The following is a 23,515-nucleotide window of genomic DNA, read 5'->3' as shown; positions in this document are numbered from 1 at the left end:
TATGGCCGCAGGAAACGAAGTCTCGACGACTTACTATATCCAGCACCACCTGCAGAATCTGACCTTCGGGCATCACCCGGTCAACGGTTGGTCGCTGGCGCAGTCGGCCGAAGAGGCAAGCGACATGGGGTTCTGGGCGATCCACCTGGATACCATGGGCTGGTCCATCGCCATGGGGATTTTGTTCATCTGGCTGTTCCGCAAGGCGGGTAAAATCGCCACCTCCGGCGTGCCCGGTGGTCTGCAAAACGCCGTCGAAATGGTCGTCGAATTCATCGAGAACTTGACGCGTTCGACCTTTCACGGGCGTAACCCCCATATCGCGCCGCTGGCGCTGACGCTGTTCGTGTGGATTCTGCTCATGAACACGCTCAAGATTCTACCCGTCGACTACGGCCCGGTGCTGTTTGCCAAGCTCGGCGTGGATTACATGAAGATCGTGCCGACCACCGATGTCAACGCCACACTGGGCATGGCGCTGGGCGTGTTTGGTCTGATTCTTTACTACAACATCAAGGTCAAGGGCGCGGGCGGCTTCGCCAGAGAGCTCTCACTGACGCCGTTCAACCACTGGCTGCTGATTCCGTTCAACCTGGTGCTCGAGATCGTCTCCTTGCTGGTCAAGCCGTTCAGCCTGGCGATGCGTCTGTTCGGTAACATGTTTGCCGGTGAAGTGATCTTCATTTTGATCGCCATGCTGCCCTTCTGGGCCATCTGGGTGCTGGACGTGCCGTGGGCGATTTTCCACATCCTTATCGTGACGCTTCAGGCCTTCATCTTTACCACGCTGACCATCGTGTATTTGAGCGCCGCGCACGAACATCACTGATTAAGGCGTACCCGGCGCGCGGCGCCGGGTGTCGCTTGAGTTTTGTATCAACACCCGTTTCATTAACCCTCAACCCTTAACCAAAACTTGAACTCAGGAGCAACATCATGGAAATGGTTTATCTCTCAGCTGCCATCATCATCGGTCTGGGCGCACTGGCAACCGGTATTGGCTTCGCCATTCTGGGCGGCAAGCTGCTCGAATCTACCGCGCGTCAGCCGGAGCTTGGCGACCAGCTGCAAACCAAAACCTTCATCATGGCGGGTCTGCTCGACGCGGTTCCGATGATCGGTGTTGGTATCGCGATGTACCTGATCTTCGTTGTTGCCGGTTAATTTAACTTGACCGAGCGGTAGATCGCTCGGTTTTGTTTCACTCCGGTCGCCACGAACTTGTCAGAGGTACAGTCCTGTGAATATCAACATGACGCTTATCGGGCAGACGATCGCCTTCGCGATCTTTGTCTGGTTTTGCATAAAGTACGTGTGGCCTCCGATCAGCAATGCGCTTCACGAGCGCCAGAAGAAAATTGCTGATGGCTTGGACGCAGCCAGCCGTGCAACGCGCGATCTCGAGCTTGCTCAGGAACGCTCCGAGCAGACGCTCAAAGAGAGCAAGGAGCAGGCGTCCCAGATCATCGAGCAGGCCAACAAGCGCTCTGCCCAGATGATTGAAGAGGCACGCGAAGAGGCTCGCGCCGAAGGCGAACGCATCGTTGCAAGCGCCCGCTCCGAAATCGAGCAGGAAGTGAACCGTGCCAAGAATGAGCTTCGCGCTCAGGTTTCTCATCTCGCGGTTATCGGCGCTGAGCGTATTTTGCAAGAGTCGGTCGACGAGTCAGCACATCGCAAGTTGCTTGATGAGCTTGCCGCCGAACTGTAAGGAGGTGACCCATGGCGGAACTACTTACCGTCGCTCGTCCTTACGCTAAGGCAGCGTTTGAATACGCGCGTGATCACGAAGCGTTTGATAGCTGGTCTCAGGCGCTGAATTTTTTGAGCGTTGCGGTTGCCGATGACGGCCTACGCCGAGTGCTGGGTAGCCCAAAAGTCGTCAATGAAACCAAGATCGAGCTGCTTTCCAGCATTTTGCCGGAACAGCCCGAGGGCATTACGCGGTTTTTGACGACCCTGGCGACCCAGGGCCGTCTGTTGGCACTGCCTTTCATCGCTGATCAGTTCGAGCGCCTGCGCGCCGAGTTCGAGCAGCGTGTCGAGGTGATGGTCACGTCGGCCTACAAGCTGACGGCGCCGCAGAAGACCAAATTGGCAAACGCGCTTAAGAAACGTCTGAATCGCGAAATCTCAATTTCTACTCAGGTAGACAAGTCGCTCATCGGCGGTGTCATCCTGCGTGCCGGCGATACCGTCATTGACGGCTCGGTGCGTGGTCGATTGAACCGCCTTACTGATGCGCTAACCGCTTGAGTCCGAGGGACATGGCATGCAGCAACTGAATCCTTCCGAGATCAGCGACATCATCAAGCAGCGAATCGAGAAGCTTGACGTCGCATCCGAAGCCCGTAATCAGGGTACCATCGTCACCGTTTCCGACGGCATCGTGAAAGTTCACGGCCTCGAAGACGCGATGTTTGGTGAAATGATCGAATTCCCGAATAGCATCTTCGGCATGGTGCTCAACCTTGAGCGCGACTCCGTCGGCGCCGTGGTACTGGGCGACTACCTCCAGCTCGAAGAGGGGATGACCGCCAAGTGTACCGGCCGCATTCTCGAAGTGCCGGTGGGTCCGGAACTCGCGGGCCGCGTAGTCGACGCACTCGGTAACCCCATCGACGGCAAGGGCGACATCAACGCCAAGCTGACCGACGCGGTCGAAAAAGTCGCACCTGGCGTCATCACGCGTCAGTCCGTCGACGAGCCGATCCAAACCGGTCTGAAGTCGATCGATTCCATGGTGCCGATCGGCCGCGGTCAGCGTGAGCTGATCATCGGCGACCGTCAGATCGGTAAGTCGGCGATCGCCATCGACGCGATCATCAACCAGAAAGGCAAGGGCGTCACCTGTGTCTACGTGGCGATCGGTCAGAAGCAGTCGACCATTGCCAACGTCGTGCGCAAGCTCGAAGAGCACGGTGCGATGGAGCACACCATCGTGGTCGCGGCCGGCGCGTCCGACCCGGCGCCGATGCAGTTCCTCGCCGCCTACTCCGGCTGCACCATGGGCGAGTACTTCCGCGACCGTGGCGAAGACGCCATGATCGTTTACGACGATCTCTCCAAGCAGGCCGTGGCGTACCGTCAGGTATCGCTGCTGCTGCGCCGTCCGCCGGGCCGTGAAGCCTACCCGGGTGACGTGTTCTATCTCCACTCGCGTCTACTTGAGCGCGCTGCGCGCGTCAACGCCGACTACGTCGAGAAGTTCACTAACGGCGAAGTCACCGGCAAGACCGGCTCCTTGACCGCACTGCCGATCATCGAGACCCAGGGCGGCGACGTTTCCGCGTTCGTTCCGACCAACGTGATCTCGATCACCGACGGTCAGATCTTTCTGGAAACCAACCTGTTCAACTCCGGTATTCGTCCGGCGATCAACGCAGGTTTGTCGGTATCGCGTGTCGGTGGTTCGGCCCAGACCAAGATCATCAAAAAGCTTGGCGGTAGCGTGCGTCTGGCGCTTGCGCAGTACCGGGAGCTTGCGGCGTTCTCGCAGTTCGCTTCTGATCTCGACGAAGCGACGCGTAAGCAGCTCGAACACGGTCAGCGTGTCACCGAGCTGATGAAGCAGCACCAGTACTCGCCGATGTCCGTGGCGGAAATGGCGCTGACGCTCTACGCCGCCAACGAAGGCCATCTGGATGATGTCAGCGTCGACAAGGTGTTGGACTTCGAGCGTGCCCTGCACGACTACATGAAGTCCGAACACGCTGAACTGCTCGACAAGATCAACCAGACCGGTGACTACAACGACGAGATCAAGGACGGCATGAAGTCCGGTCTCGAACAGTTCAAGGCGACTCAGAGCTGGTAATGTCCGGCCCGCCTATCGGCGGGCTTGCCTACTTTCTGAGAGCCACGAACGAAGGGTAGATCGCTATGGCAGCTGCAAAAGAGATACGCAACCAGATCGGAAGCGTCAAAAATACGCAGAAAATCACCAGCGCTATGGAAATGGTCGCTGCGTCGAAAATGCGTAAAGCGCAAGATTTGATGAAGGCAGGCCAGCCGTACGCCAGGCAGATTCGTAACGTGGTCGGCCACATCGCGGACGCAAACCCCGAGTACAAGCACGACTACATGGTCGAGCGTAACGAGGTCAATCGCGTCGGTTATATCGTGGTCTCCACGGATCGTGGACTGTGCGGCGGCTTGAACGCCAACCTGTTCAAGGCCGTGGTGAAAGACGCCAAGGCCTGGCACGAGCAGGGCGCGGAGCTCGACTTCTGTGCCCTCGGCTCCAAGGCCAGCGCGTTTTTCCGCAACTACGGCGGTAACCTGGTGGCCGCGAAAAGCGGGCTGGGTGAAAAGCCAACGGTTGAAGGTTTGATCGGCAGCGTCAAGGTGATGCTGCAAGCGTACGACGAAGGACGTCTCGACCGGCTCTACGTGGTGTTTAACGAGTTTATCAACACCATGACGCAAAAGCCGGTGGTCCGTCAGCTTCTGCCGCTTTCGCCGGATATGGGCGACGACGACGCCTCCAACGATGAAGAAAACGCCCGTCCCGGAAGCTGGGACTACCTGTATGAACCGGATGCCAAGGCGTTACTCGATGGCCTGTTGGTTCGCTTCATCGAATCCCAGGTCTATCAGGCGGTGGTCGAAAACGGCGCCTGCGAGCAGGCCGCCCGGATGATCGCCATGAAGAGTGCCACCGATAACGCGGGCAATCTGATCGACGATCTGGAGATGGTGTACAACAAGGCCCGCCAGGCCGCCATCACCCAGGAAATTTCCGAGATCGTCGGCGGCGCTTCAGCCGTATAACGCCCTTGATGCCGCGAGTCGGCATCGGGCAGACAGGTTTCATTTGCAGGTTTTAAAGAGGAACCAAGATGAGCGGACGTATCGTACAAATCATCGGCGCGGTGATTGACGTAGAGTTTCCGCGGGACTCTGTGCCCAAGGTCTACGACGCGCTAAAGGTCTCTGAAAAAGAGACCGTCCTCGAAGTCCAGCAGCAGCTGGGCGACGGCGTGGTGCGGACCATCGCGATGGGCTCCACCGAGGGCTTGAAGCGTGGTCTGGACGTGACCAACACAGGGGCCGCAATTTCTGTACCCGTCGGTACCGAAACGCTAGGCCGGATCATGAACGTGCTGGGCGAGCCGATCGACGAAGCTGGCCCGATCGGCGAAGCCGAGCGCATGCCGATCCACCGCAAGGCACCGAGCTACGCCGACCAGGCGGCTTCCAACGAGCTTTTGGAAACCGGTATCAAGGTCATCGACCTTGTGTGCCCGTTTGCCAAGGGCGGTAAGGTAGGCCTGTTCGGCGGCGCCGGTGTCGGTAAAACCGTCAACATGATGGAGCTTATCCGCAACATCGCCACCGAGCACAGCGGCTACTCCGTATTCGCCGGTGTGGGTGAGCGTACGCGTGAGGGTAACGACTTCTATCACGAAATGACCGAATCCAACGTTATCGACAAGGTATCGCTGGTCTACGGTCAGATGAACGAGCCGCCGGGTAACCGTCTGCGCGTAGCACTGACGGGACTGACCATCGCGGAGAAATTCCGTGACGAAGGCCGCGACGTGCTGCTGTTCGTCGATAACATCTACCGCTACACCCTGGCGGGTACCGAAGTATCGGCCCTGCTTGGCCGTATGCCGTCGGCGGTGGGTTATCAGCCGACACTGGCCGAAGAGATGGGTGTGTTGCAGGAGCGTATCACCTCCACCAAAGCAGGCTCTATCACGTCTGTGCAGGCGGTTTACGTTCCCGCGGATGACTTGACCGATCCGTCACCGGCGACCACCTTCTCGCACCTGGACGCCACCGTGGTACTGGCGCGTTCTATCGCCGAGCTGGGTATTTATCCTGCGATCGACCCGCTGGACTCCACCTCGCGTCAGTTGGATCCGCTGGTCATCGGCGACGAGCACTACAACGTCGCCCGCGGCGTACAGGGTGTGCTGCAGCGCTACAAGGAACTCAAGGATATCATCGCCATTCTGGGTATGGACGAGCTGTCGGACGAAGACAAGCTGGCCGTGGCCCGGGCGCGTAAGATCCAGCGCTTCTTGTCGCAGCCGTTCTTCGTCGCCGAGGTGTTCACGGGTTCGCCGGGTAAATACGTGTCGCTGAAAGACACGATTAGCGGCTTCCAGGGCATTCTGGACGGCGAGTACGACGATATGCCCGAACAGGCCTTCTACATGGTCGGCTCTATCGACGAAGCGGTCGAAAAAGCCAACCAGATGAAGAAGTAATCCCGTTCACTAGGGGGATTCGCTATGGCGAATAGCTTCACTTGCACTATCGTCAGCGCCGAAGCGTCCATCTTCTCGGACAGCGTCGAGCAGGTCATCGCCTCCGGTTTGATGGGCGATCTGGGTATTTTACCCGGCCACACGCCGCTTTTGACCGAGCTTCAGCCGGGTCCGATCCGGGTGATCATGAACGGCGGCGTGGAAGAGAACTTCTTCGTGTCCGGCGGCTTCATGGAAGTCCAGCCCGAGGTGGTGACGATTCTTGCCGACGCCGCGGCGCGGGCGAGCGACCTTGACGAGGCCGCCGCCGAGCAGGCGCGTCAGGACGCGCTCAAGGCCTTCAACGAGAAGTCCGCCGAGCTCGACTACACGCGCGCCTCGGCAGAACTGGCCGAAGCCGTTGCCCAGCTGCGAACGATTCAGCAGCTGCGCAAGAAGGCGGGTAAAGGCTAGAGCTCACGCGTGACGTGAATAAAACGCTCCTTGAACCCCTGGCGGTTTAAGGGGCGTTTTTTTTATCTGCTACTATAAATTCCGGCAATGTAGCGAGCTATCTATCTGCAAAACTCATCTAACATAACGCCTCTTTCAGGGAGATTGCGATGTCGCTATCCGATGAAACCTTGCAGGAATTGAAATCAACGCTGCTGGGCGAGCTTTCCCAGCAAGCGCCGAGCCAGGCGGTGTCCGAGCGTCTGGCGGAAGTACGTTCGGCGGATATCGCCCAGGTGCTCGAAGAGTTCATCGAAGATGACGAAGAGCTCACCGCGGCGATAGCGATTCTCGATATCCTTTCCACCGAGCGCGCGGCCAACGTGCTGGGCTACCTGCCCGGCGAAAGCCAGCTCGAGGTAGTCGCCGAGCTCTCCGATACCCAGGTCCTAAAGCTATTGGAAGAGATGGGCTCGGACGAGCGGGCGGATCTTTTCAACCTGCTGGGGGAGGATCGCCGCGAAGCGCTTTTGCGGCGGATGGCCCACCAGGAGCGTGAAGACCTAAAGCGTCTGGCAAGCTATGTAGAGGGCACTGCCGGCGCCATCATGACCTCTGACTATGTAGCGATAGCCAGTGGCATGACGGTGTCGCAAGCGCTGATGCGGGTACGCCAGACCGCGCCGGACGCCGAAACCGTGTACCAGCTCTACGTGCTGGACAGCGACGGCGAGCTGATCGGCACGATGTCGCTTCGCCAGCTCATGGTGGCGCGCCCCGGGGCGATGGTCGACGACATCATGATCAAGGACGTGATCAGCACCGCCGTCGATAACGGCCAGGAAGAAGTCGCCCGGGTGGTGGCGCGCTACGACCTGCTGGCGCTGCCGGTGATCGACATCGACGGGCGCATGGTGGGGATCGTCACCCACGATGACGCCATGGACGTGGCGGAGTCCGAGGCGACGGAAGATATCCACAAGGGGATGTCGATCGGCCAGCTTGAGGACGGCGTCAGCCGCGTCAAGCTTTGGAGCCTTTACCGCAAGCGCGTGACCTGGCTGGTGCTATTGGTATTTGCCAATCTGTTTTCCGGGGCGGGCATTGCCTACTTCGAGGACGTGATTGCCTCTCAGGTGGCGCTGGTGTTCTTTTTGCCGCTTCTGATCGGTAGTGGCGGTAACGCCGGTGCCCAGGCGGCGACCTTGATGGTGCGCGGGATGGCCACCGGGGATGTCGGCGTCAAGGACTGGGGCAAGATGCTCGGACGCGAGCTCATGGTCGCCGGGGCGTTGGGGCTGACCATGGCGATTGCGGTGACGCCGATCGGTATCATGCGCGGCGGCGAAGCGGTGGCGATGATCGTGGCGCTGAGCATGGTGACCATCGTGCTGTTTGGCAGCTTGATCGGTATGTGCCTGCCCTTCGTGCTGGAGCGTTTCAAGGTCGACCCGGCCACGGCGTCGGCACCTTTGGTGACCACCCTGATCGACGCCACGGGCGTACTGATCTATTTCACCATCGCCACCATCATCCTCTCGGCGGTCTGAACCACCGCCCAATGCCGGCGCTGCCCCTGTATTGCAAAAGGCAGCGCCCGCGCCACCCTGCGCCGATTCACGATTCACGATTCACGATTCACGATTCACGATTCACGATTCACCGAAGCGCGCTGCTCGCCGCCCGGGTGATAAAGAGAATCTCCACGTGGCCCAGCCACTCGATATCACTGGCCATGGCCTTGAGCTGGCTGGCCAGGCACTGGGGCGGCTGATGCACGGCGTCGCTGATGATCAGCGACACCGAGACCTTGTTGTCCAGATAGTGAAGCTGCAATTCGTTCAACGTGCGCCATACCGGGTGGGCGTACCAGCGCTCGTCGAGCGCTGCCTCGACCTCCGGGCGAAGCGGCAGCCCCGGGAGCTTGCTCGGGTCGCCTTCACCGGCGTCGTCCTCGGGGTCGATATGAAAAATGACGTCGGTGAGCAGGGGAAACTCGTGACGCAGTCGGCGGCTCACCTCGTTGCCGATCTCGTGAGCCTCGGACACCGTAATGGTGGGGCCGACCACGATGTGTAGATCGACCATGACCCAGCCCGCGGATTGGCGAGTGCGCAGGTCGTGTACGCTATCAACACCGGCCACGCTACAGGCCACGTCGTGCATCTGCTGCTGAACGTCTTCGGGGAGTGCGGTATCGACCAGCTCCCGGGCGGATTGCCACAGTAGATCCCAGCCGACCTTACCCACCAAAAGCCCCACCACTACGGCGGCTACCGCGTCCACCCAGCCAAGCCCGAACTGGGCACCTAAAAGCGCCACCAGCACCACGGCGGTCGAAAGCGCATCGCTTCGCGAGTGCCAGGCGTTGGCTTCCAACAATTTAGACTGCACACGCTTGGCCACTCGCATGGTGTAGCGGAATATCCACTCTTTACTGGCCAGTGCGGCGACGGTGATGGCGATCGCCACGTACCCCGGAGCGCTTACCCCCTCGCCGCTTAACAGCCGGTCAACGCTTGACCAGGCGATACCGCCGGCGACGAATATCAGGATACTGCCTAGTAACAGCGTGGTCAGCGTTTCGATACGCCCGTGGCCGTAGTGATGGTCGTTATCCGGTTCCTGGCGGCCGTAGTGGATCGCGGTCAGCACGAAACCATCGGTGACCAGGTCCGAAAGCGAATGGATACCGTCGGCGACTAGCGCCGCCGAGCCGACCAAAAAGCCCACCGCTACCTTGACGATGCTCAAAAAGCCGTCCAGCCAGGCGCCAATGTAGGTCACCCGCTTGGCTTGTTCGTGGTCAAGTGTATGATTTTGAACCACTGACGATTCTACGGTCTGAGACATGGGTACCTTGCAGGGCGTGCACGTTCATTAGAGCCCCATTGTAGCGTATAGCGGCGTAATCTATAGCCCCCTGGCGCTTGTTCGTTGAGAGAAACGGACAATGCGCCAAGAGGCAGGTATTGTTTGCTCGCCTGACAGGTAAACATTCTTTAAATAACGACAGACGAATAGGACAATCCATGGATTGGCTTCAGGTGGTAGTGTTAGCGGTCGTGCAGGGGCTGACCGAATTTTTACCCATTTCGAGTTCCGCTCACCTCATTTTAGTGCCCGTATTGACCGACTGGGACGACCAGGGCCTGGCCTTCGATGTCGCGCTTCACCTGGGCAGTTTGAGCGCGGTCATCCTCTACTTTCGCCGTGAGCTTTGGCAGATGGTGGCCAGCAGCCTGACAGCGGTGGGCGGCCGGGGCGTCAACCGCGAGGCAACGCTGGCGCTTTGGGTCGTGGTGGCCACGATACCGGTGTGTCTGGCCGGGTTATTGCTGCAAGACATCGTGGAAGGTTATATGCGCTCCACGCTGGTGATCGCCATCAGCCTGATCGTCTTTGGCCTGGTGCTGGGCTACGCCGATTGGAAAAAGCGCGGCACCCGCTCCGAGTACGATATGCGTTTGAGAGATGCGCTGTTTATCGGCGCCGCCCAGATACTCGCGCTGATCCCCGGTACCTCGCGCTCGGGGATCACCATTACCGCCGCGCTGATGGCGGGCATGAGCCGCGAAAGCGCTTCGCGGTTCTCGTTTCTGCTTTCCATTCCTGTCATTATATTAGCCGGTGGGCTCGAGGCGTTTAAGCTGGCAAGCAAAGGCGCCTCGGTCGACGTGCCGGTCATGCTGGGCGCGACGGTGCTGTCGGGCATCAGTGCTTACCTGTGTATCCACTACTTTTTAGCGGTGATTAAAAAGCTGAGCATGCAGCCGTTCGTCCTCTATCGTGTGCTGTTCGGCGCTTGGCTTTTGTGGTTTTTTTATTTCTAATGCCTGGGCGTTTTAAAGGGACCCAACATGAAAAACTATTCGCCGAGGTTGCACCACGCCGCGTTTTTACTGATGGCGCTGCTGCTTTTGGGCTGCTCCGAGCAAGACCGCCCGCTTGATTCCCCCGTACGCTTCGAAGGCGGCATTTTTGGCACGTTTTATCAGGTGACCATTGCCGATTCGCTCACCCAGGGCGAAGCTCAAACGCTGGAAGAAGGTGTTCTTGCCGAGCTCGAAGACGTCGACCAGGCGATGTCCACCTACCGCGACGACTCGGAACTGATCGCGTTCAACAACGCCCCGCTGGGCGAGTGGCAACCGCTTTCCAACGAATTGATCGAAGTAATGGCGATTAGCCAGTCGGTGGCCCAGGCGAGTAACGGCGCTTTCGATATCACCATCGGCGAGCTGGTCAATCTGTGGAGTTTTGGGCCCGAGGCTCGCCCGGAAGAGGTTCCTTCCGAGCAGGAACTCGAGGATCGCCTGGCGCGCATCGGCTTCGACGCCGTCGAGGTCGACACCCAGCGCATGCAGGCCAGGCGCAATCGCGACGTTTTCATCGACCTTTCCGGCGTTGCCAAGGGCCACGCGACGGATCGCGTGGCGGCGTATCTGGACCAGCAGGGCATCGAGGATTACCTGGTGAACCTGGGCGGCGACTTGATCTCCCGCGGTCATCGCAGTGAGGCCGACCAAGAGCCCTGGCGCATCGGTATCGAAGTACCTCAAAACGGCCAGCCCCGGGCCCAGCACGTCATTCCACTGGAGACGCTGTCGGTGGCGACCTCCGGCGACTACCGCCACTATTTCGAAGCCGACGGCCAGCGTTACGCGCACACCCTCGACCCGCGCACCGGCCGCCCGATTACCCATCGTTTGGCCTCGGTATCGGTGTTTCACCCCTCCAACGCCTGGGCGGATGCCTGGGCTACCGCGCTTTCGGTGGCGGGGGAAGAGGGTGGCATGCAGATGGCCGTCGACAATGACTTGAGCGTGCTGATGCTCGTCAATATCGGCGAAGAGCAGTGGCAGAGCCTGGCAAGCCCCGCTTTCGTCGACTATTTCGGTGAAGCGTTGATGGCCGAGCTGGGTATCGATGCCTGGAACGCCGAGACCTCACCCGCTTCAATCAGGGACTAACATGCAAGAACTCGACATCGTCATCCTCGCCGCCGGTAAAGGTTCGCGGATGCGCTCGCAAACCCCCAAGGTGCTGCATACGCTTGCCGGCAAGGCGTTGGTGCAACACGTGCTCGATACCGCTGCCACGCTCGCGCCTACCCGCACCCACGTAGTGATTGGCCACGGCGGCGAGCAGCTTCGCCAAGCGCTGGCCGGTCAGGCGGTCACGTTTGCCGAACAAACCGAGCAAAAAGGCACCGGCCACGCGGTGATGCAGGCTACGCCCGCCTGTGGCAGCGGCAAGGTACTGATACTTTACGGCGACGTGCCGCTGATTCAGGCCGAGACGCTCACCGCACTGCTCGAGCAGGTGGACGAGACGCACATGGGGCTTTTGACCGTGACGCTGCCTGATCCCAGCGGCTACGGGCGCATCGTGCGTAACGCCGAGGGCGAGGCGGTGGCCATCGTCGAACAAAAGGACGCCCGCCCCGCCGAGCTTGCCATTACCGAGTGCAACACCGGCATCATGGCGATGACCACCGAGCAGCTCGAACGCTGGCTGCCGAAGCTTTCCGACCAGAACGCCCAGGGTGAGTACTACCTGACCGACGTGATTGGCCTGGCAAGCGCGGAGGGCACGACGGTGTGCACCGCCCAGCCGCAAAGCGCCGCCGAGGTCGAAGGGGTCAACAACCGCGCGCAGATGGCGCGGCTCGAACGCACCTACCAGCTCGATTTGGCCGAGGCGCTGATGGCCCAGGGCGTTGCCCTGGCCGACCCGGCAAGGCTCGATGTGCGCGGCACGCTCACCTGCGGCGAAGACGTCTTTATCGACGTGGGCTGTGTGTTCGAAGGCGACGTGCGCCTGGAAAACGGCGTACGCGTCGGGCCCTACAGTGTGATTAAAAACAGCGTCATCGGCGCGGAAAGCGTGATCGAAAGCCACAGCGTCATCGAAGATACCTGGAGTGCGGGGCGCAACCGGGTGGGCCCCTTTGCCAGGCTTCGCCCGGGTACCCGGCTGGCGCTCGACGCCAAGGTCGGCAATTTCGTCGAAACCAAGAACGCCGAGGTGGGCGAGGGTAGCAAGATCAACCACCTAAGCTACGTGGGCGACGCCACCCTGGGGCGGGCGGTGAACGTAGGCGCCGGCACGATTACCTGCAACTACGATGGCGCCAACAAGCACCACACCGTGATCGGCGACGAGGCGTTTATTGGCTCCAACAGCGCCCTGGTTGCCCCGGTCACCGTGGGCGCCGGGGCAACGGTCGGCGCAGGCTCGACGATCACCCAGAACGTCAGCGACCAGGCGCTTGCGCTCACCCGTAGCCCGCAGACACAAAAAGCGCCTTGGTCGCGCCCGACCAAAAAAACCTCTTGAACCCATCGCCCAAAAGCCAAGGAGAGACCCATGTGTGGCATCGTCGCAGCGGTTGCACAGCGTAACGTACAGGAGATCCTGCTGGAGGGACTCAAACGCCTGGAGTACCGCGGCTACGACTCCTCCGGCATGACGGTGCTTAGCGAGGGGGCCCTAAGGCGCCATCGGGCGGTGGGCAAGGTCGGCGCCCTTGCCGAAAAACTCGGGCTTGAAGCGCTTCCCGGCACCTCGGGCATTGCTCACACCCGCTGGGCCACCCACGGCAAGCCCACCGAGGCGAATGCGCACCCGCACCACAGCCAGGATCAGGTGGCCGTGGTGCATAACGGCATCATCGAAAATTTCGAGCCCATCAAGGCGCGCCTCGAAAATGACGGTTACGCGTTCAGCTCACAAACCGACACCGAAGTGATCGCTCACTTACTCAGCGAGAAGCTGGCCAGCGGATCGGATTTGTTCGAAGCGACCCGGTATATCGTCAAAAATCTGGGCGGCGCCTACGCGCTGGGTGTGATGAGCAAAAGCGAGCCCGGTGTGGTGGTCGGCGCCCGCCAGGGCAGCCCGCTGGTGGTGGGGGTAGGCATCGACGAGGCATTTCTCGCCTCGGACCCGATGGCGCTTTTACCGGTGACCGATCGGTTTATTTATCTGGAAGAGGGCGATCTGGTCGTGCTGCGCGACAAGGGCGCGATCACCGTGGTCGACCGCGACGGCCAGACCGTCGAGCGGCCTATCCACACCTTCGAGCACGGCGATGGTTCGGCGAGCAAGGGCGAGTATCGCCACTATATGCTCAAGGAGATTTTCGAGCAGCCCGCGTTGATGGGCGAGGCCCTTGAAGGCCGATTAAGTGATGACGGTGTCCTAATTGAAAGCTTCGGCCCCGATGCCTACGCGCTTTTCGAAAAGGCCCGCCAGATCCACATCATCGCCTGCGGCACCAGCTTTCACGCGGGGCTTGTGGCGCGCTACTGGCTCGAGCGCTACGCCGGTGTACCCGTGCAGGTGGAAGTGGCCTCGGAGTATCGCTACCGCTATCCGGTGGTACCCGAAGGGACGCTGTTCGTGACGCTCTCCCAGTCCGGGGAAACCGCGGATACCCTGGCGGCGCTGCGCTTTGCCAAAACCCTGGGGTATCTGGGTACGCTTGCGATATGTAACGTGCCGGGAAGCTCGCTGGTGCGCGAATCCGACATGGCGCTGATGACCCGGGCCGGCCCGGAGATCGGCGTGGCCTCGACCAAAGCGTTCACCACCCAACTGGTCGCGCTGATGCTTTTGACCCTGAGCGTGGCGAAAGCCAACGGGCGGGGGGATTACGGTGAGATCGTTGAGGTGTTGCGCGAACTGCCCGCGCTTTGCCAAAAGGTGCTGGCGATGGACAGCCAGATCGAGGCGCTCTCCCAGGCGTTTGCCGAAAAGCACCACGCGCTCTTTCTGGGGCGTGGCGCCCACTATCCGGTCGCGCTGGAAGGCGCGCTCAAGCTCAAGGAAATCTCCTACATTCACGCCGAAGCCTACCCCGCCGGCGAGCTCAAACACGGGCCGCTGGCGCTGGTGGACAGCGAAATGCCGGTGATATCAATCGCGCCCAACGATGACCTGCTGGAGAAGCTCAAGTCCAACCTGCAGGAAGTACGCGCCCGGGGCGGGCAGCTTTTCGTGTTTGCTGACGAGAACGTGGGCATCGTCGCCCAGGAAGGCATCGAGGTACTGACGCTACCTCACGTGCACGAAGCGCTGGCGCCGCTGCTCTACACGCTTCCGCTGCAGCTTTTGAGCTACCACGTGGCGGTTCTCAAGGGGACCGACGTCGACCAGCCCCGCAACCTGGCCAAGAGTGTAACCGTCGAGTAGGGCTCATAAACCTTCGTTAATCGACTTTGCAAGGCGCAGTGAATTGGCGCATCTTATGCGCAACCGCTGCGTTGCAACACTTAGTTAGTGTGCTTATCATTTGGCGGTGTCTCTCCATTCCTACTTAAAACGCTCAGGATCCCGCCGCCATGACTTCATCGAACGTCCTTGCAACCCGGTGCTCCAACCGCCGGGGTGCTTGGTTGTTGATCACGCTTCTCCTCCTCGCTTTTCCTTCGCTCTCCTTTGCCGCTGCTGGCCCGCTCGATCTGACCACCACCGTCGCTGGTATCAGCTGTGTGATCATCTTCATTCTCGCCTATGCGCTGGTGATGAGTGAAGAGATCATCCATATGCGCAAGTCCAAACCCGTGCTGGTGGCCGCCGGGCTCATCTGGGCAATCGTTGCCTGGATTTACGTGCAGGCGGGGATGCCCGAGGAGGCCGAAACGGCGTTTCGCGAAACGCTTTTGGAGTACACCGAGCTTTTGCTCTTCTTGCTGGTGGCGATGACCTACATCAACGCCATGGAGGAGCGGCGCATTTTCGATGCGCTGCGCGCCTGGCTTGTGCGCAAGGGCTTTAGCTACCGCAGTCTTTTCTGGATCACCGGCTTTCTCGCCTTCTTCATCTCGTCCATCGCCAACAACATGACCACCGCCATGCTCATGTGCGCGGTGGTGCTCAAGGTCGCCGAAGGCGATAACAAGTTCATCGGGCTTTGCTGTGTGAACGTGGTGGTGGCCTCCAACGCCGGCGGCGCCTTCAGCCCCTTCGGCGATATCACCACATTGATGGTTTGGCAGGGCGGACAAATTCCTTTCGAGGGTTTCTTCGTACTGCTGATACCGGCGATCATCAACTTCGTCGTGCCCGCCACTATCATGAATTTCTTCATTATCAACCGCCAGCCCGCCGCCTTGACCGAGAACGTCTGGCTCAAGCGCGGCTCGCGGCGCATCATCGCGCTGTTTTTGGTCACCGTTGCGATCTCGGTGCTTTGTCACTCGGTGCTCAACCTGCCGCCGGCCATGGGCATGATGTTTGGCCTGGGGCTTTTGCAGTTTTTTGGCTACTACCTGCGCCAGAGCCTGCCCCGCTCGCTGGAGCGCAAGCGCGAGCGCTACTCCCGCCGCGGCGATTGGAAAAAGCTCGAGCAGTTGGGTAGCGTCGTACCGTTCGATATTTTCAGCCGGATCGCCCGCTCGGAGTGGGACACATTGCTGTTCTTCTACGGGGTCGTGCTGTGTGTCGGCGGTTTGGGCTTCATGGGGTATTTGAGCCTGCTCTCCGAGACCCTCTACGGTAGCTGGAACCCGATCTGGGCCAACGTGGTGCTGGGGCTCATTTCGGCGGTGGTCGATAACATTCCGGTGATGTTCGCGGTGCTTTCGATGGCGCCGGACATGACCGAGGGCAACTGGCTGTTGATCACCCTGACCGCCGGCGTGGGCGGAAGCCTGCTCTCCATGGGCTCGGCGGCGGGCGTGGCCTTGATGGGCCAGGCGCGCGGCATTTACACTTTCGCGGTACACCTGCGCTGGGTGCCGGCCATTTTGCTGGGCTACGCGGCCAGCATCGGCGCGCATCTTTGGATCAACGCGTCGCTGTTTTAAGCCAGGGGCACCGCAGGGTGCCCTTGCCTCACCAGTTGGTATGAAAGTGTTGGCCAGCCAAACAAAAACCGCCCTCTAAAAGAGGGCGGTTTTTTCGTGATGGGGTGCGGCGCGTTTTATAAATCGTGGCCGGTGATGACCTGGCAAATGTCGGCGAAGCTGCTGGCCATGGGCACCACGGTATTGTCGATCTTGCCATTGCCCTGACCGATGGCGTTTTGAATATCGGTCACTGAAATCAGGCCGCGAACGCTCAAGGCGTGCTCGGCGTTGTGTTCGGTGATCAAAAGATGCTGCTCGGTGAAGCTCTCCATCGAGAGGATCAAATCCTGGATGCTCATGGACGTGAGGTGCTCCATGGGCATGGCGCTGAGTTTTTCCCAAGGCGTCATGATCATTTCGGCGGTGATCTCTTCGCGGTCGAGCTGGCGCTGCTGCATGGCCAGGTTCACCCGGCGGGTGCCGATGACTTCCTTGGCGGTCAAAACACCCACGCAGTGCTCGTTGCGATCGATCACGAACAGCAGTCTTACGCCGCTGTGGCGCATTTTCAGGTGCGCTTCGTTGATCGGGGTGTCCGCGGCGATGGACTGCGGCGCTACCTGGGTGAAATCGGTCAGCAGCGAAAGCGCCGGGCTTTGCTGGGTAAGCTCCTTGGCCGCGGGGGTGGTCAAAAGCGGTGTTTGGCCAAACTGAACGAGCGGCTTGGGCTTGCGAACCATTAAATTCATGGCAGTACCTCCGTGATCTGTCAGGGTGCGCAGGCGGTTACGCCTGCTTTATGCATTCAGATTTACACGGAATCCTTACCACAACCTTAAGGGTGTCCAATTATTGTTTAATCAACATGATAACCAACGGCTATGGTGGTTCGGCGTTGCCGCCTTTGGCCAGCACGGCGCGCACGCGAAGCCCGCCCTGGGGGGCATCTTCCAGGCTTAATTGCCCGGCGTGGCGTTTGACCAAACGCTCGACGATCGAAAGCCCCAGGCCCGCACCGGCACCCGGGCCTGCGCGCTGAAAGCGCTCCATCGCGCGCAGCCGCTCGCTTTCCACGATCCCCGGGCCCTGGTCGTCGACGGTGATCGTGACCGTATCGACGGTGGCGCTGAGGGTTACGGTAATGGTGCTCTGCTGTGGGGCGTGTTGAAGCGCGTTACCCACCAGGTTTTGGATCAGCGTCTCGATCGCGCCGGGCTCCTCGTTCATTTGCCACGGGGCCTGGTCGTCGGCGTCGAGCAGCAGCTGCTGGCCGCCTTTCGCCGCCAGCGGGGAGAGCTTTGCCAGGGTTTCGCGTGCTTCGATAGCCACGTCGACCTGCCTCGAGGCCGGGTGTGCGTCGGTGTCCGGGTCTAGCCGCGCCAATGTGAGCAGTTGGCTGACCAGGCGGGTAGAGCGGGCCACGCCGTCGCGCAGCCGCGTCAGCGACGCTTCGCGGTCGTGGGCGTTATCGGCGGCCAGGGCGTTCTGGGCGTGAAGGTCGAGCACGGCAAGCGGGGTGCGAAGCTCGTGAGCGGCGTCGGCGATAAAGCGCTTCTCGCGCACGCGCAGGCGGCTGACCCGTTCGAGCAGCCGGTTGAGGGCGCCGGCGATGGTATCGAGTTCAAACGGCAGCGGCTCGCGCGGCAGCGGCTTCAAATTATTGGGGTCACGGTTTCTGATCTGCTCGGCCATGCGCGAAAGCGGCGCCAACCCCCAGCCGATCGACCACCATAAAAGCACCGTTAATAGCGGCAGGCCCAAAAGGTCCGGCAACAAGGTGCGCAGCGCCACAGTGGTAATCAGCTCGTCGCGCATGTCTTCGCGCTCGCCGACCACTACCTGGCGGGCGGTGTTGGGCACGTCCAGCACGTAAATTCGCCACTCGGCATCGCCAAGCTCTAGCGACGAATAGCCGGAGGGCTGCTGATTCAGCGAAGCCTGTGGGGCGTTGGCCGAGCGCAGCAGCAGTGCGTCCGCCTCCCACAGTTGAAAGACGAGCTGGCTTTCGTAGCGGTGGCCCGCCGTGTGCTTGGGGGCCTCGTTGGCCGTGCGCAGCGCGTCTTCCAGGCTGCCCAATAGCACCGCCCGGTCGGCCTCGGGCAGCGGCGCGCGCAGCAGGCCTTCCAACAGGCGCGCGTTTTGCGACAGGCTGGCGTCGTAAAGCTCTTCGATCTCCTGGGCGGCGTAGCGGTAGCTGATGAACCCGATGACCAGCATGCTGAGCCCGAACACCAGTAGCGTAAGCCCCAGCGTGCGCTGGCGAAGCGACTTCATGAGGCCGACCCCGAGGCCGCTTTATCCATTACGTAGCCAATGCCGCGCACCGTGCGTACCGCATCGCTGAACAGTTTGCGGCGCAGGTGATGCACGTGTACTTCGATGGCGTTGCTCTCGACGTCCTCCTCCCAGCCGTAAAGCAGTTGAGCGAGCGTATCCCGGGTAAATACGCGGCCGGGGTGGCTCATGAACTCCTGTAACAGGGTCAGCTCGCGACGCGAGAGCGCAATCTCCTGGCCCTGGTAGGTCACGCAGAGCGTGTCCGGGTCGAGTACGATGCCCCGGCAGGTCAGCTGCGAGCTCACCTGGCCCTGACTTCGCCGCAGCAGCGCGCGCAGCCGCGCTTTTAGCTCTTCGACTTCAAAGGGTTTGGTGAGGTAGTCGTCGGCGCCAGCGTCGAGCCCGGCAATGCGGCTGTCCACGTCGTCGCGGGCGGTCAGCACCAGCACCGGTACCTGGACGCCCTGGCGGCGGGCACCTTCCAGCACCGCCATGCCGTCCAGCCGGGGGAGCCCCAAATCCAGAATGACGGCGTCGAAAACTTCGTTTTTCAAGGCGTTCAACGCCGCGGTACCTTCGCTAAGATGGTCCACGGTATAGTGCTCGGGCTTCAGGGCCAGGCGAATGCCGGAGGCCAGGCTGGGATCGTCTTCGACCAGCAGTATACGCATAGGGGCGGATGACTCCTTTCATTCACAGCGGGCTCGTTCAGGGGCTATCGCAACGCGCCGGAAAATCTAACATGCCATGTCACGAGGCTTTCGACCACTCCTACCTTGGCCCTTGTCCTGCCCATCGACGGTTGGAGGCGCTAAGCCACCTGGCCGCGTTTTACGACCCGGCACAGCAGGCGGCTCTGAAAACCTCTTTGGAGCGCGCCCAGGCAGGGCTGCCGCTCAACTGGGACGGCTTTTGGATCATCACGCGCGCAGAGCGCATCGAGGCCACCCTTTGGGTAGAGCCGCTGGCCGACGCCACCGCCCAGGTTTGGCTACCCGCCCGGCAAAATAGCGCCGCCGAGGCGTTACTCGCCGGTGTCCATCAGTGGGTAAGCCGCCAGGGCTTCGATCTTTGCCACGTCATGCTAAGCAGTGGGCAGAGCGACTGGGCGGCGATGCTGGCGGCGAGCGGGATGGAGCGCATCGCCAGGGTGGCGCATTTGCGGGCGCCCTGCGCGGCGACGTACACCGCATCGTCGCCTCTTCTCATGGCGCCCTTTGGCGGGCTGAGCCGGGCGCGTCAGCTCGCGCTGTTGCGCGCCATCAGCGAAGCGTCGCTGGACTGCCCGGCGCTGCTCGAGGCACTGTCCATGGAGACCCTGTTAGCCGGATTTTACGCCCAGGCACCGGCGGCGCCGCGCCATTGGTACCAAGTCATCTATAAGGGCGAGACCGTCGGCGTTTTGCTGCTGGCCCCGCAAACGTCGTCAAGCTGGGCGCTGCAACTGATGGGGATCGTTCCGGCCTGGCGCGGCAAGGGGCTGGGCCAGGCGCTTGTCGAGCAGGCGCAGGCGCTGGCCTACAAAGGCGGCGCCCACACGCTCACGCTAACGGTCGATGCGCACAATACGCCCGCCTGGCAGGCCTACACACGGGCCGGTTTCAGCGGCGATAGCACCCAGCAGCTCTACGCATGGCGCCGGGAAGAGCCCGAGGGTCGAACCAGCTGAGGCAAGGGGGCTGAAGAGCGGGTCTGACAAGGTCGTCATGGTGCGAGTTTTTACTCTATACTGAGCGCGTTCCATTAAGGAATACCTGTCTACTCATGGAGGAATCGCAATGAAAATTATCCTGGGCATCATCGTATTCATTTTTCTTGTCGGGCTTTTGACGCTGACCGGTGTCTTTAACCTCATTTTCTGATCCCGCGGCCCCAGGCAGACGCCGCTCTGCCGATGCTTTACGATTGGATCGCTACACGCGCTGGTATCACGCCTTCTACGCACCAAGAGGCGCGATGCCAGCGTTTGACGTTAACGGCCGCGTTTTATAGGGGGTCCGGAGTGAATTTCAAGCGCGTGGCAGGGGCTTTATTAAGCGTTGTCTCAAGTTTTGTGTGGGCTGATAACGACGCGTTGAGAGCGCAAGGCGAGGCGGTCTACGACCGGCTTTGTATGGCGTGCCACCAAACCGGGGTGGCCAGTGCGCCGATTCGCGGTGATAGCGAGGCCTGGGAGGCCCGCCTGCCCCAGGGCTTCGAGGTACTGCTGCGCCACGCAATCGACGGGGTCGGCGCGATGCCGCCGCGCGGAGGCAACCCCAATCTTTCCGACGACGAAATGCGCGCAGCGACCTTCTATCTGGTCGAGCCCGTGATGGAGGAGCCGGCGCCGCAGCAACGAGGCGAAGCGCCAACCGAGCCCTCAGCCCCCGACCCCGCTGACGACGAAGAGGGCGCTTCCCACCGCCAACTCGATGGTGAAGCGCTTTACGCCCGCGCCCGGTGCGCCTCCTGCCACGCCACCGGCATTGCCGGTGCCCCGGCGCTTGGCGATTCCAACGCCTGGGGCGAGCGCCTGGATAAAGACCCCGACGTGCTCTATCAAAGCGTGATTGCCGGTAAAGGGGTGATGCCGCCCCGCGGCGCGAGTACCGCTTCCGACGACGAGCTCAAGGCAATGGTCGACTTCATGGTCGAGCGCTCTCGCTAGCTCACTTCGTTTATCCACAGCCGCATCGAACGAAGGCGCTGTGGATAACCCGGGCCGCTAGTCGAGCAGCGAGCGCAGCCCGGCGATGGCATCCTTGCCACGCGCCTGCTTTTTAACCGGGTCCTCTTTATCGGCACGGCCTTCCCAGTCGAGATCCTCCGCGGGCAGCTCGTCCAAAAAGCGGCTGGGCTGGCAGTCCATCAGCTCACCATAAGCCTTGCGCTGGCGAGCGAGCGTCATCGTCAGCGTGCGCCGCGCGCGGGTGATGCCCACGTAAGCCAAACGGCGCTCCTCTTCCACCGTGCCGACCTCGATGGCGTTGCGGTGAGGCAGCAAGTCCTCTTCCAACCCCATCAGGTAGACATGAGGGAACTCGAGGCCTTTGGAGGCGTGCATGGTCAAAAGCTGCACGCGATCCGAGTCGTCCTCCTCGGCCTGCTGCTCGAGAATATCGCGCAGCACCAGCCGCGAAATGGCGGCTTCGACGCCGTCGGTCTCTGTGGCGGTGGAGTCGTCGTCCTCTTCCGGGTCGCGATTGAGCGATTTTTCGAGCTGGTCGATCAGAATCCACACGTTAGCCATGCGCCGCTCGGCGATGGTCGGGGCGCTGGCGTTTTGATAAAGCCAGGCTTCGTAGTCCATGTCGCGCAACATATCGCGAATGGCAGCGATGGCATCGCCCTGGTCCATGCGTTTGCGCACGCCTTCTATAAAGTGGGTAAAGCGCGCGAGCCGCTCCACCGCTTTGGTCGGCAGCACCTGCTCGAGGCCCAGCTCTCGGCAGGCGTTAAAAAGCGAGATATTGCGCCCGGTGGTCTGGTCGTTGGCGTAGTTGGCGAGCTTTTCAAGCGTGCCCGGGCCGATCTCCCGGCGCGGCACGTTGACGATGCGCAAAAAGGCGTTGTCGTCAGATGGGTTGATCAAAAGGCGCAGGTACGCCATGGCGTCCTTGATCTCGTTACGCGAGAAAAACGACGTGCCGCCGGAGAGCTTGTAGGGAATCTGGTAGTGCTGAAGCTTCAACTCCAAAAGCCTGGCCTGGAAGTTGCCCCGGTAGAGCACCGCGAAGTCGCGCCACTCGGCACGCTCCTTGATGCGCCGGGTGAGCATTTCGCTGGCCACGCGCTCGGCTTCGGCCTCTTCGTGGCGATTGACCACCACGCGGATCGGCGCGCCGTCGCCCATGTCCGACCAAAGGGTCTTATCGTAAACGTGGGGGTTGTTGGCAATCAGCGTGTTCGCCGCGCGCAGAATGGTCCCGGTGGAGCGGTAATTTTGCTCGAGCTTGATGACGTTCAAGCGGGGAAAGTCCTCGCCCAGGGTGACCAGGTTTTCCGGCCGCGCCCCGCGCCAGGCGTAAATCGACTGGTCGTCGTCGCCGACCACCGTGAAGGTGGCACGCTCGGCCATCAACAGCTTCACCAGCAGGTACTGAGACACGTTGGTGTCCTGGTACTCGTCCACCAGCATGTAGTGGATCTTGCGCCGCCAGCGGGCCAGCGCTTCGGCATCGTTTTGTAACAGCACCACCGGCAGCAGAATCAGATCGTCGAAATCCACCGCGTTGTAGGCTTTCAGGTGGCGGTTGTAGGCTTCGTAGACGCGCGCGGCGAACTGCTCGTCTTCGTCTTCGGCGTGGGAGAGCGCCTGACCGGGCAGTACCAGGTCGTTCTTCCAGGTGGAAATCTTGCCCTGCACCGAGTTGATCTGCTCGGCGTCGACCTGGGCGTCCTTGTTCATCAAATCGCGCAAAAGCGCCTTGGCGTCTTCCGGGTCGAAAAGCGAAAAGCCGGGTTTGTAGCCCAGGGTCTTGAGCTCGCCGCGAATGATGTTGAGCCCCAGGGTGTGAAAGGTCGACACGGTCAGGCCGTGGCCTTCCTTGCCCTTGAGCATCTGGCCCACGCGCTCTTTCATCTCCCGGGCGGCCTTGTTGGTGAAGGTGACCGCCGCGATCCGCCGAGCGCTCATCCCGCACTCCTGCACCAGATAAGCGATCTTGGTGGTGATCACGCTGGTTTTGCCCGACCCCGCCCCGGCAAGGACCAGGCAGGGGCCATCGATATATCGAACAGCCTCTTGCTGGCGCGGATTAAGGCCTTTGATGCGTCTTAAAATAGAGGACATGGACACTACCTGGC

Annotated in this window: 21 protein-coding genes; 16 read left to right on the top strand and 5 right to left on the bottom strand. The window is 61.0% G+C overall.

The features are described 5' to 3' along the window. Position 1: 1 nt before the first annotated feature. From atpB to mgtE, 9 genes are all read left to right on the top strand, one after another. Positions 2–829 (top strand): F0F1 ATP synthase subunit A, encoded by an 828-nt coding sequence (gene atpB, locus ACWHXT_RS17725; RefSeq protein ID WP_447956791.1) that lies wholly within the window; start codon positions 2–4, stop codon positions 827–829. A gap of 107 nt (positions 830–936) precedes the next feature. Beyond that, positions 937–1,164, top strand: a complete 228-nt coding sequence (gene atpE, locus ACWHXT_RS17720; protein ID WP_018918432.1) for a F0F1 ATP synthase subunit C — start codon at positions 937–939, stop codon at positions 1,162–1,164. 76 nt (positions 1,165–1,240) lie between these two features. Then, the gene (locus ACWHXT_RS17715; protein ID WP_447530448.1) at positions 1,241–1,711 is read left to right on the top strand and encodes a F0F1 ATP synthase subunit B; all 471 of its coding nucleotides are present in this window, start codon (positions 1,241–1,243) and stop codon (positions 1,709–1,711) included. Positions 1,712–1,722: 11 nt separating this feature from the next. Continuing rightward, on the top strand, positions 1,723–2,256 hold the full coding sequence (locus ACWHXT_RS17710; protein WP_447956790.1) for a F0F1 ATP synthase subunit delta: 534 nt from the start codon (positions 1,723–1,725) through the stop codon (positions 2,254–2,256). A gap of 16 nt (positions 2,257–2,272) precedes the next feature. Further along, positions 2,273–3,817, top strand: a complete 1,545-nt coding sequence (gene atpA, locus ACWHXT_RS17705; protein WP_447927504.1) for a F0F1 ATP synthase subunit alpha — start codon at positions 2,273–2,275, stop codon at positions 3,815–3,817. 65 nt (positions 3,818–3,882) lie between these two features. Further along, positions 3,883–4,773: a F0F1 ATP synthase subunit gamma gene (gene atpG / locus ACWHXT_RS17700; protein WP_447927503.1), complete on the top strand. Its 891-nt coding sequence runs from the start codon at positions 3,883–3,885 to the stop codon at positions 4,771–4,773. A gap of 68 nt (positions 4,774–4,841) precedes the next feature. Continuing rightward, on the top strand, positions 4,842–6,221 hold the full coding sequence (atpD, locus tag ACWHXT_RS17695; RefSeq protein ID WP_447530444.1) for a F0F1 ATP synthase subunit beta: 1,380 nt from the start codon (positions 4,842–4,844) through the stop codon (positions 6,219–6,221). Between the two features lie 24 nt (positions 6,222–6,245). Beyond that, positions 6,246–6,674 (top strand): F0F1 ATP synthase subunit epsilon, encoded by a 429-nt coding sequence (locus tag ACWHXT_RS17690; protein ID WP_447927502.1) that lies wholly within the window; start codon positions 6,246–6,248, stop codon positions 6,672–6,674. Between the two features lie 149 nt (positions 6,675–6,823). Further along, entirely contained in the window at positions 6,824–8,203 is a 1,380-nt protein-coding gene (mgtE, locus tag ACWHXT_RS17685; RefSeq protein WP_447530442.1) for a magnesium transporter, read from the top strand. Between the two features lie 109 nt (positions 8,204–8,312). Here mgtE and ACWHXT_RS17680 read toward each other — a convergent pair whose 3' ends face one another. After that, positions 8,313–9,506 (bottom strand): cation diffusion facilitator family transporter, encoded by a 1,194-nt coding sequence (locus ACWHXT_RS17680; protein WP_447927500.1) that lies wholly within the window; start codon positions 9,504–9,506, stop codon positions 8,313–8,315. Between the two features lie 179 nt (positions 9,507–9,685). On the opposite strand from ACWHXT_RS17680, the gene ACWHXT_RS17675 reads away from it, so the two are divergent. The 5 genes from ACWHXT_RS17675 to nhaD all read left to right on the top strand — a co-directional run bounded on the left by ACWHXT_RS17675 (position 9,686) and on the right by nhaD (position 16,468). Beyond that, a complete protein-coding gene (locus ACWHXT_RS17675) occupies positions 9,686–10,486 on the top strand; it encodes an undecaprenyl-diphosphate phosphatase (RefSeq protein WP_447956789.1) in 801 nt (266 codons plus the stop codon). A gap of 27 nt (positions 10,487–10,513) precedes the next feature. Then, entirely contained in the window at positions 10,514–11,626 is a 1,113-nt protein-coding gene (locus ACWHXT_RS17670) for an FAD:protein FMN transferase (protein WP_447956788.1), read from the top strand. 1 nt (position 11,627) lies between these two features. Next, positions 11,628–12,995: a bifunctional UDP-N-acetylglucosamine diphosphorylase/glucosamine-1-phosphate N-acetyltransferase GlmU gene (gene glmU / locus ACWHXT_RS17665; RefSeq protein ID WP_447956787.1), complete on the top strand. Its 1,368-nt coding sequence runs from the start codon at positions 11,628–11,630 to the stop codon at positions 12,993–12,995. A gap of 30 nt (positions 12,996–13,025) precedes the next feature. Further along, a complete protein-coding gene (glmS, locus tag ACWHXT_RS17660; protein WP_447956786.1) occupies positions 13,026–14,852 on the top strand; it encodes a glutamine--fructose-6-phosphate transaminase (isomerizing) in 1,827 nt (608 codons plus the stop codon). Positions 14,853–15,001: 149 nt separating this feature from the next. Continuing rightward, positions 15,002–16,468: a sodium:proton antiporter NhaD gene (gene nhaD / locus ACWHXT_RS17655; protein WP_447927495.1), complete on the top strand. Its 1,467-nt coding sequence runs from the start codon at positions 15,002–15,004 to the stop codon at positions 16,466–16,468. Between the two features lie 116 nt (positions 16,469–16,584). Here nhaD and ACWHXT_RS17650 read toward each other — a convergent pair whose 3' ends face one another. The 3 genes from ACWHXT_RS17650 to ACWHXT_RS17640 all read right to left on the bottom strand — a co-directional run bounded on the left by ACWHXT_RS17650 (position 16,585) and on the right by ACWHXT_RS17640 (position 19,398). Then, positions 16,585–17,199, bottom strand: a complete 615-nt coding sequence (locus ACWHXT_RS17650; protein WP_447530435.1) for a CBS domain-containing protein — start codon at positions 17,197–17,199, stop codon at positions 16,585–16,587. A 130-nt stretch (positions 17,200–17,329) separates the two neighbouring features. Further along, a complete protein-coding gene (locus ACWHXT_RS17645) occupies positions 17,330–18,724 on the bottom strand; it encodes an ATP-binding protein (protein ID WP_447956785.1) in 1,395 nt (464 codons plus the stop codon). Beyond that, positions 18,721–19,398, bottom strand: coding sequence for a response regulator transcription factor (locus ACWHXT_RS17640; protein ID WP_447530433.1), 678 nt, complete (start codon positions 19,396–19,398; stop codon positions 18,721–18,723). The genes ACWHXT_RS17645 and ACWHXT_RS17640 overlap by 4 nt, the downstream gene beginning before the upstream one ends. Positions 19,399–19,469: 71 nt before the next feature. Here ACWHXT_RS17640 and ACWHXT_RS17635 point away from each other — a divergent pair, with 71 nt between their 5' ends. Both ACWHXT_RS17635 and ACWHXT_RS17630 read left to right on the top strand, forming a co-directional pair. Further along, entirely contained in the window at positions 19,470–20,396 is a 927-nt protein-coding gene (locus tag ACWHXT_RS17635; RefSeq protein ID WP_447956784.1) for a GNAT family N-acetyltransferase, read from the top strand. 384 nt (positions 20,397–20,780) lie between these two features. Continuing rightward, positions 20,781–21,377 (top strand): c-type cytochrome, encoded by a 597-nt coding sequence (locus tag ACWHXT_RS17630; protein WP_447956783.1) that lies wholly within the window; start codon positions 20,781–20,783, stop codon positions 21,375–21,377. Positions 21,378–21,434: 57 nt separating this feature from the next. Here the strand turns inward: ACWHXT_RS17630 and rep are convergent, their stop codons facing one another. Beyond that, complete coding sequence (rep, locus tag ACWHXT_RS17625) at positions 21,435–23,501, bottom strand: DNA helicase Rep (RefSeq protein WP_447956782.1); 2,067 nt, start codon at positions 23,499–23,501, stop codon at positions 21,435–21,437. Positions 23,502–23,515: the final 14 nt, after the last annotated feature.

Source organism: Vreelandella halophytica (genome assembly GCF_968193635.1).
The sequence above is the reverse complement of the archived record's forward strand: the minus strand, read 5'-3'. Positions and strand labels throughout refer to the sequence as shown.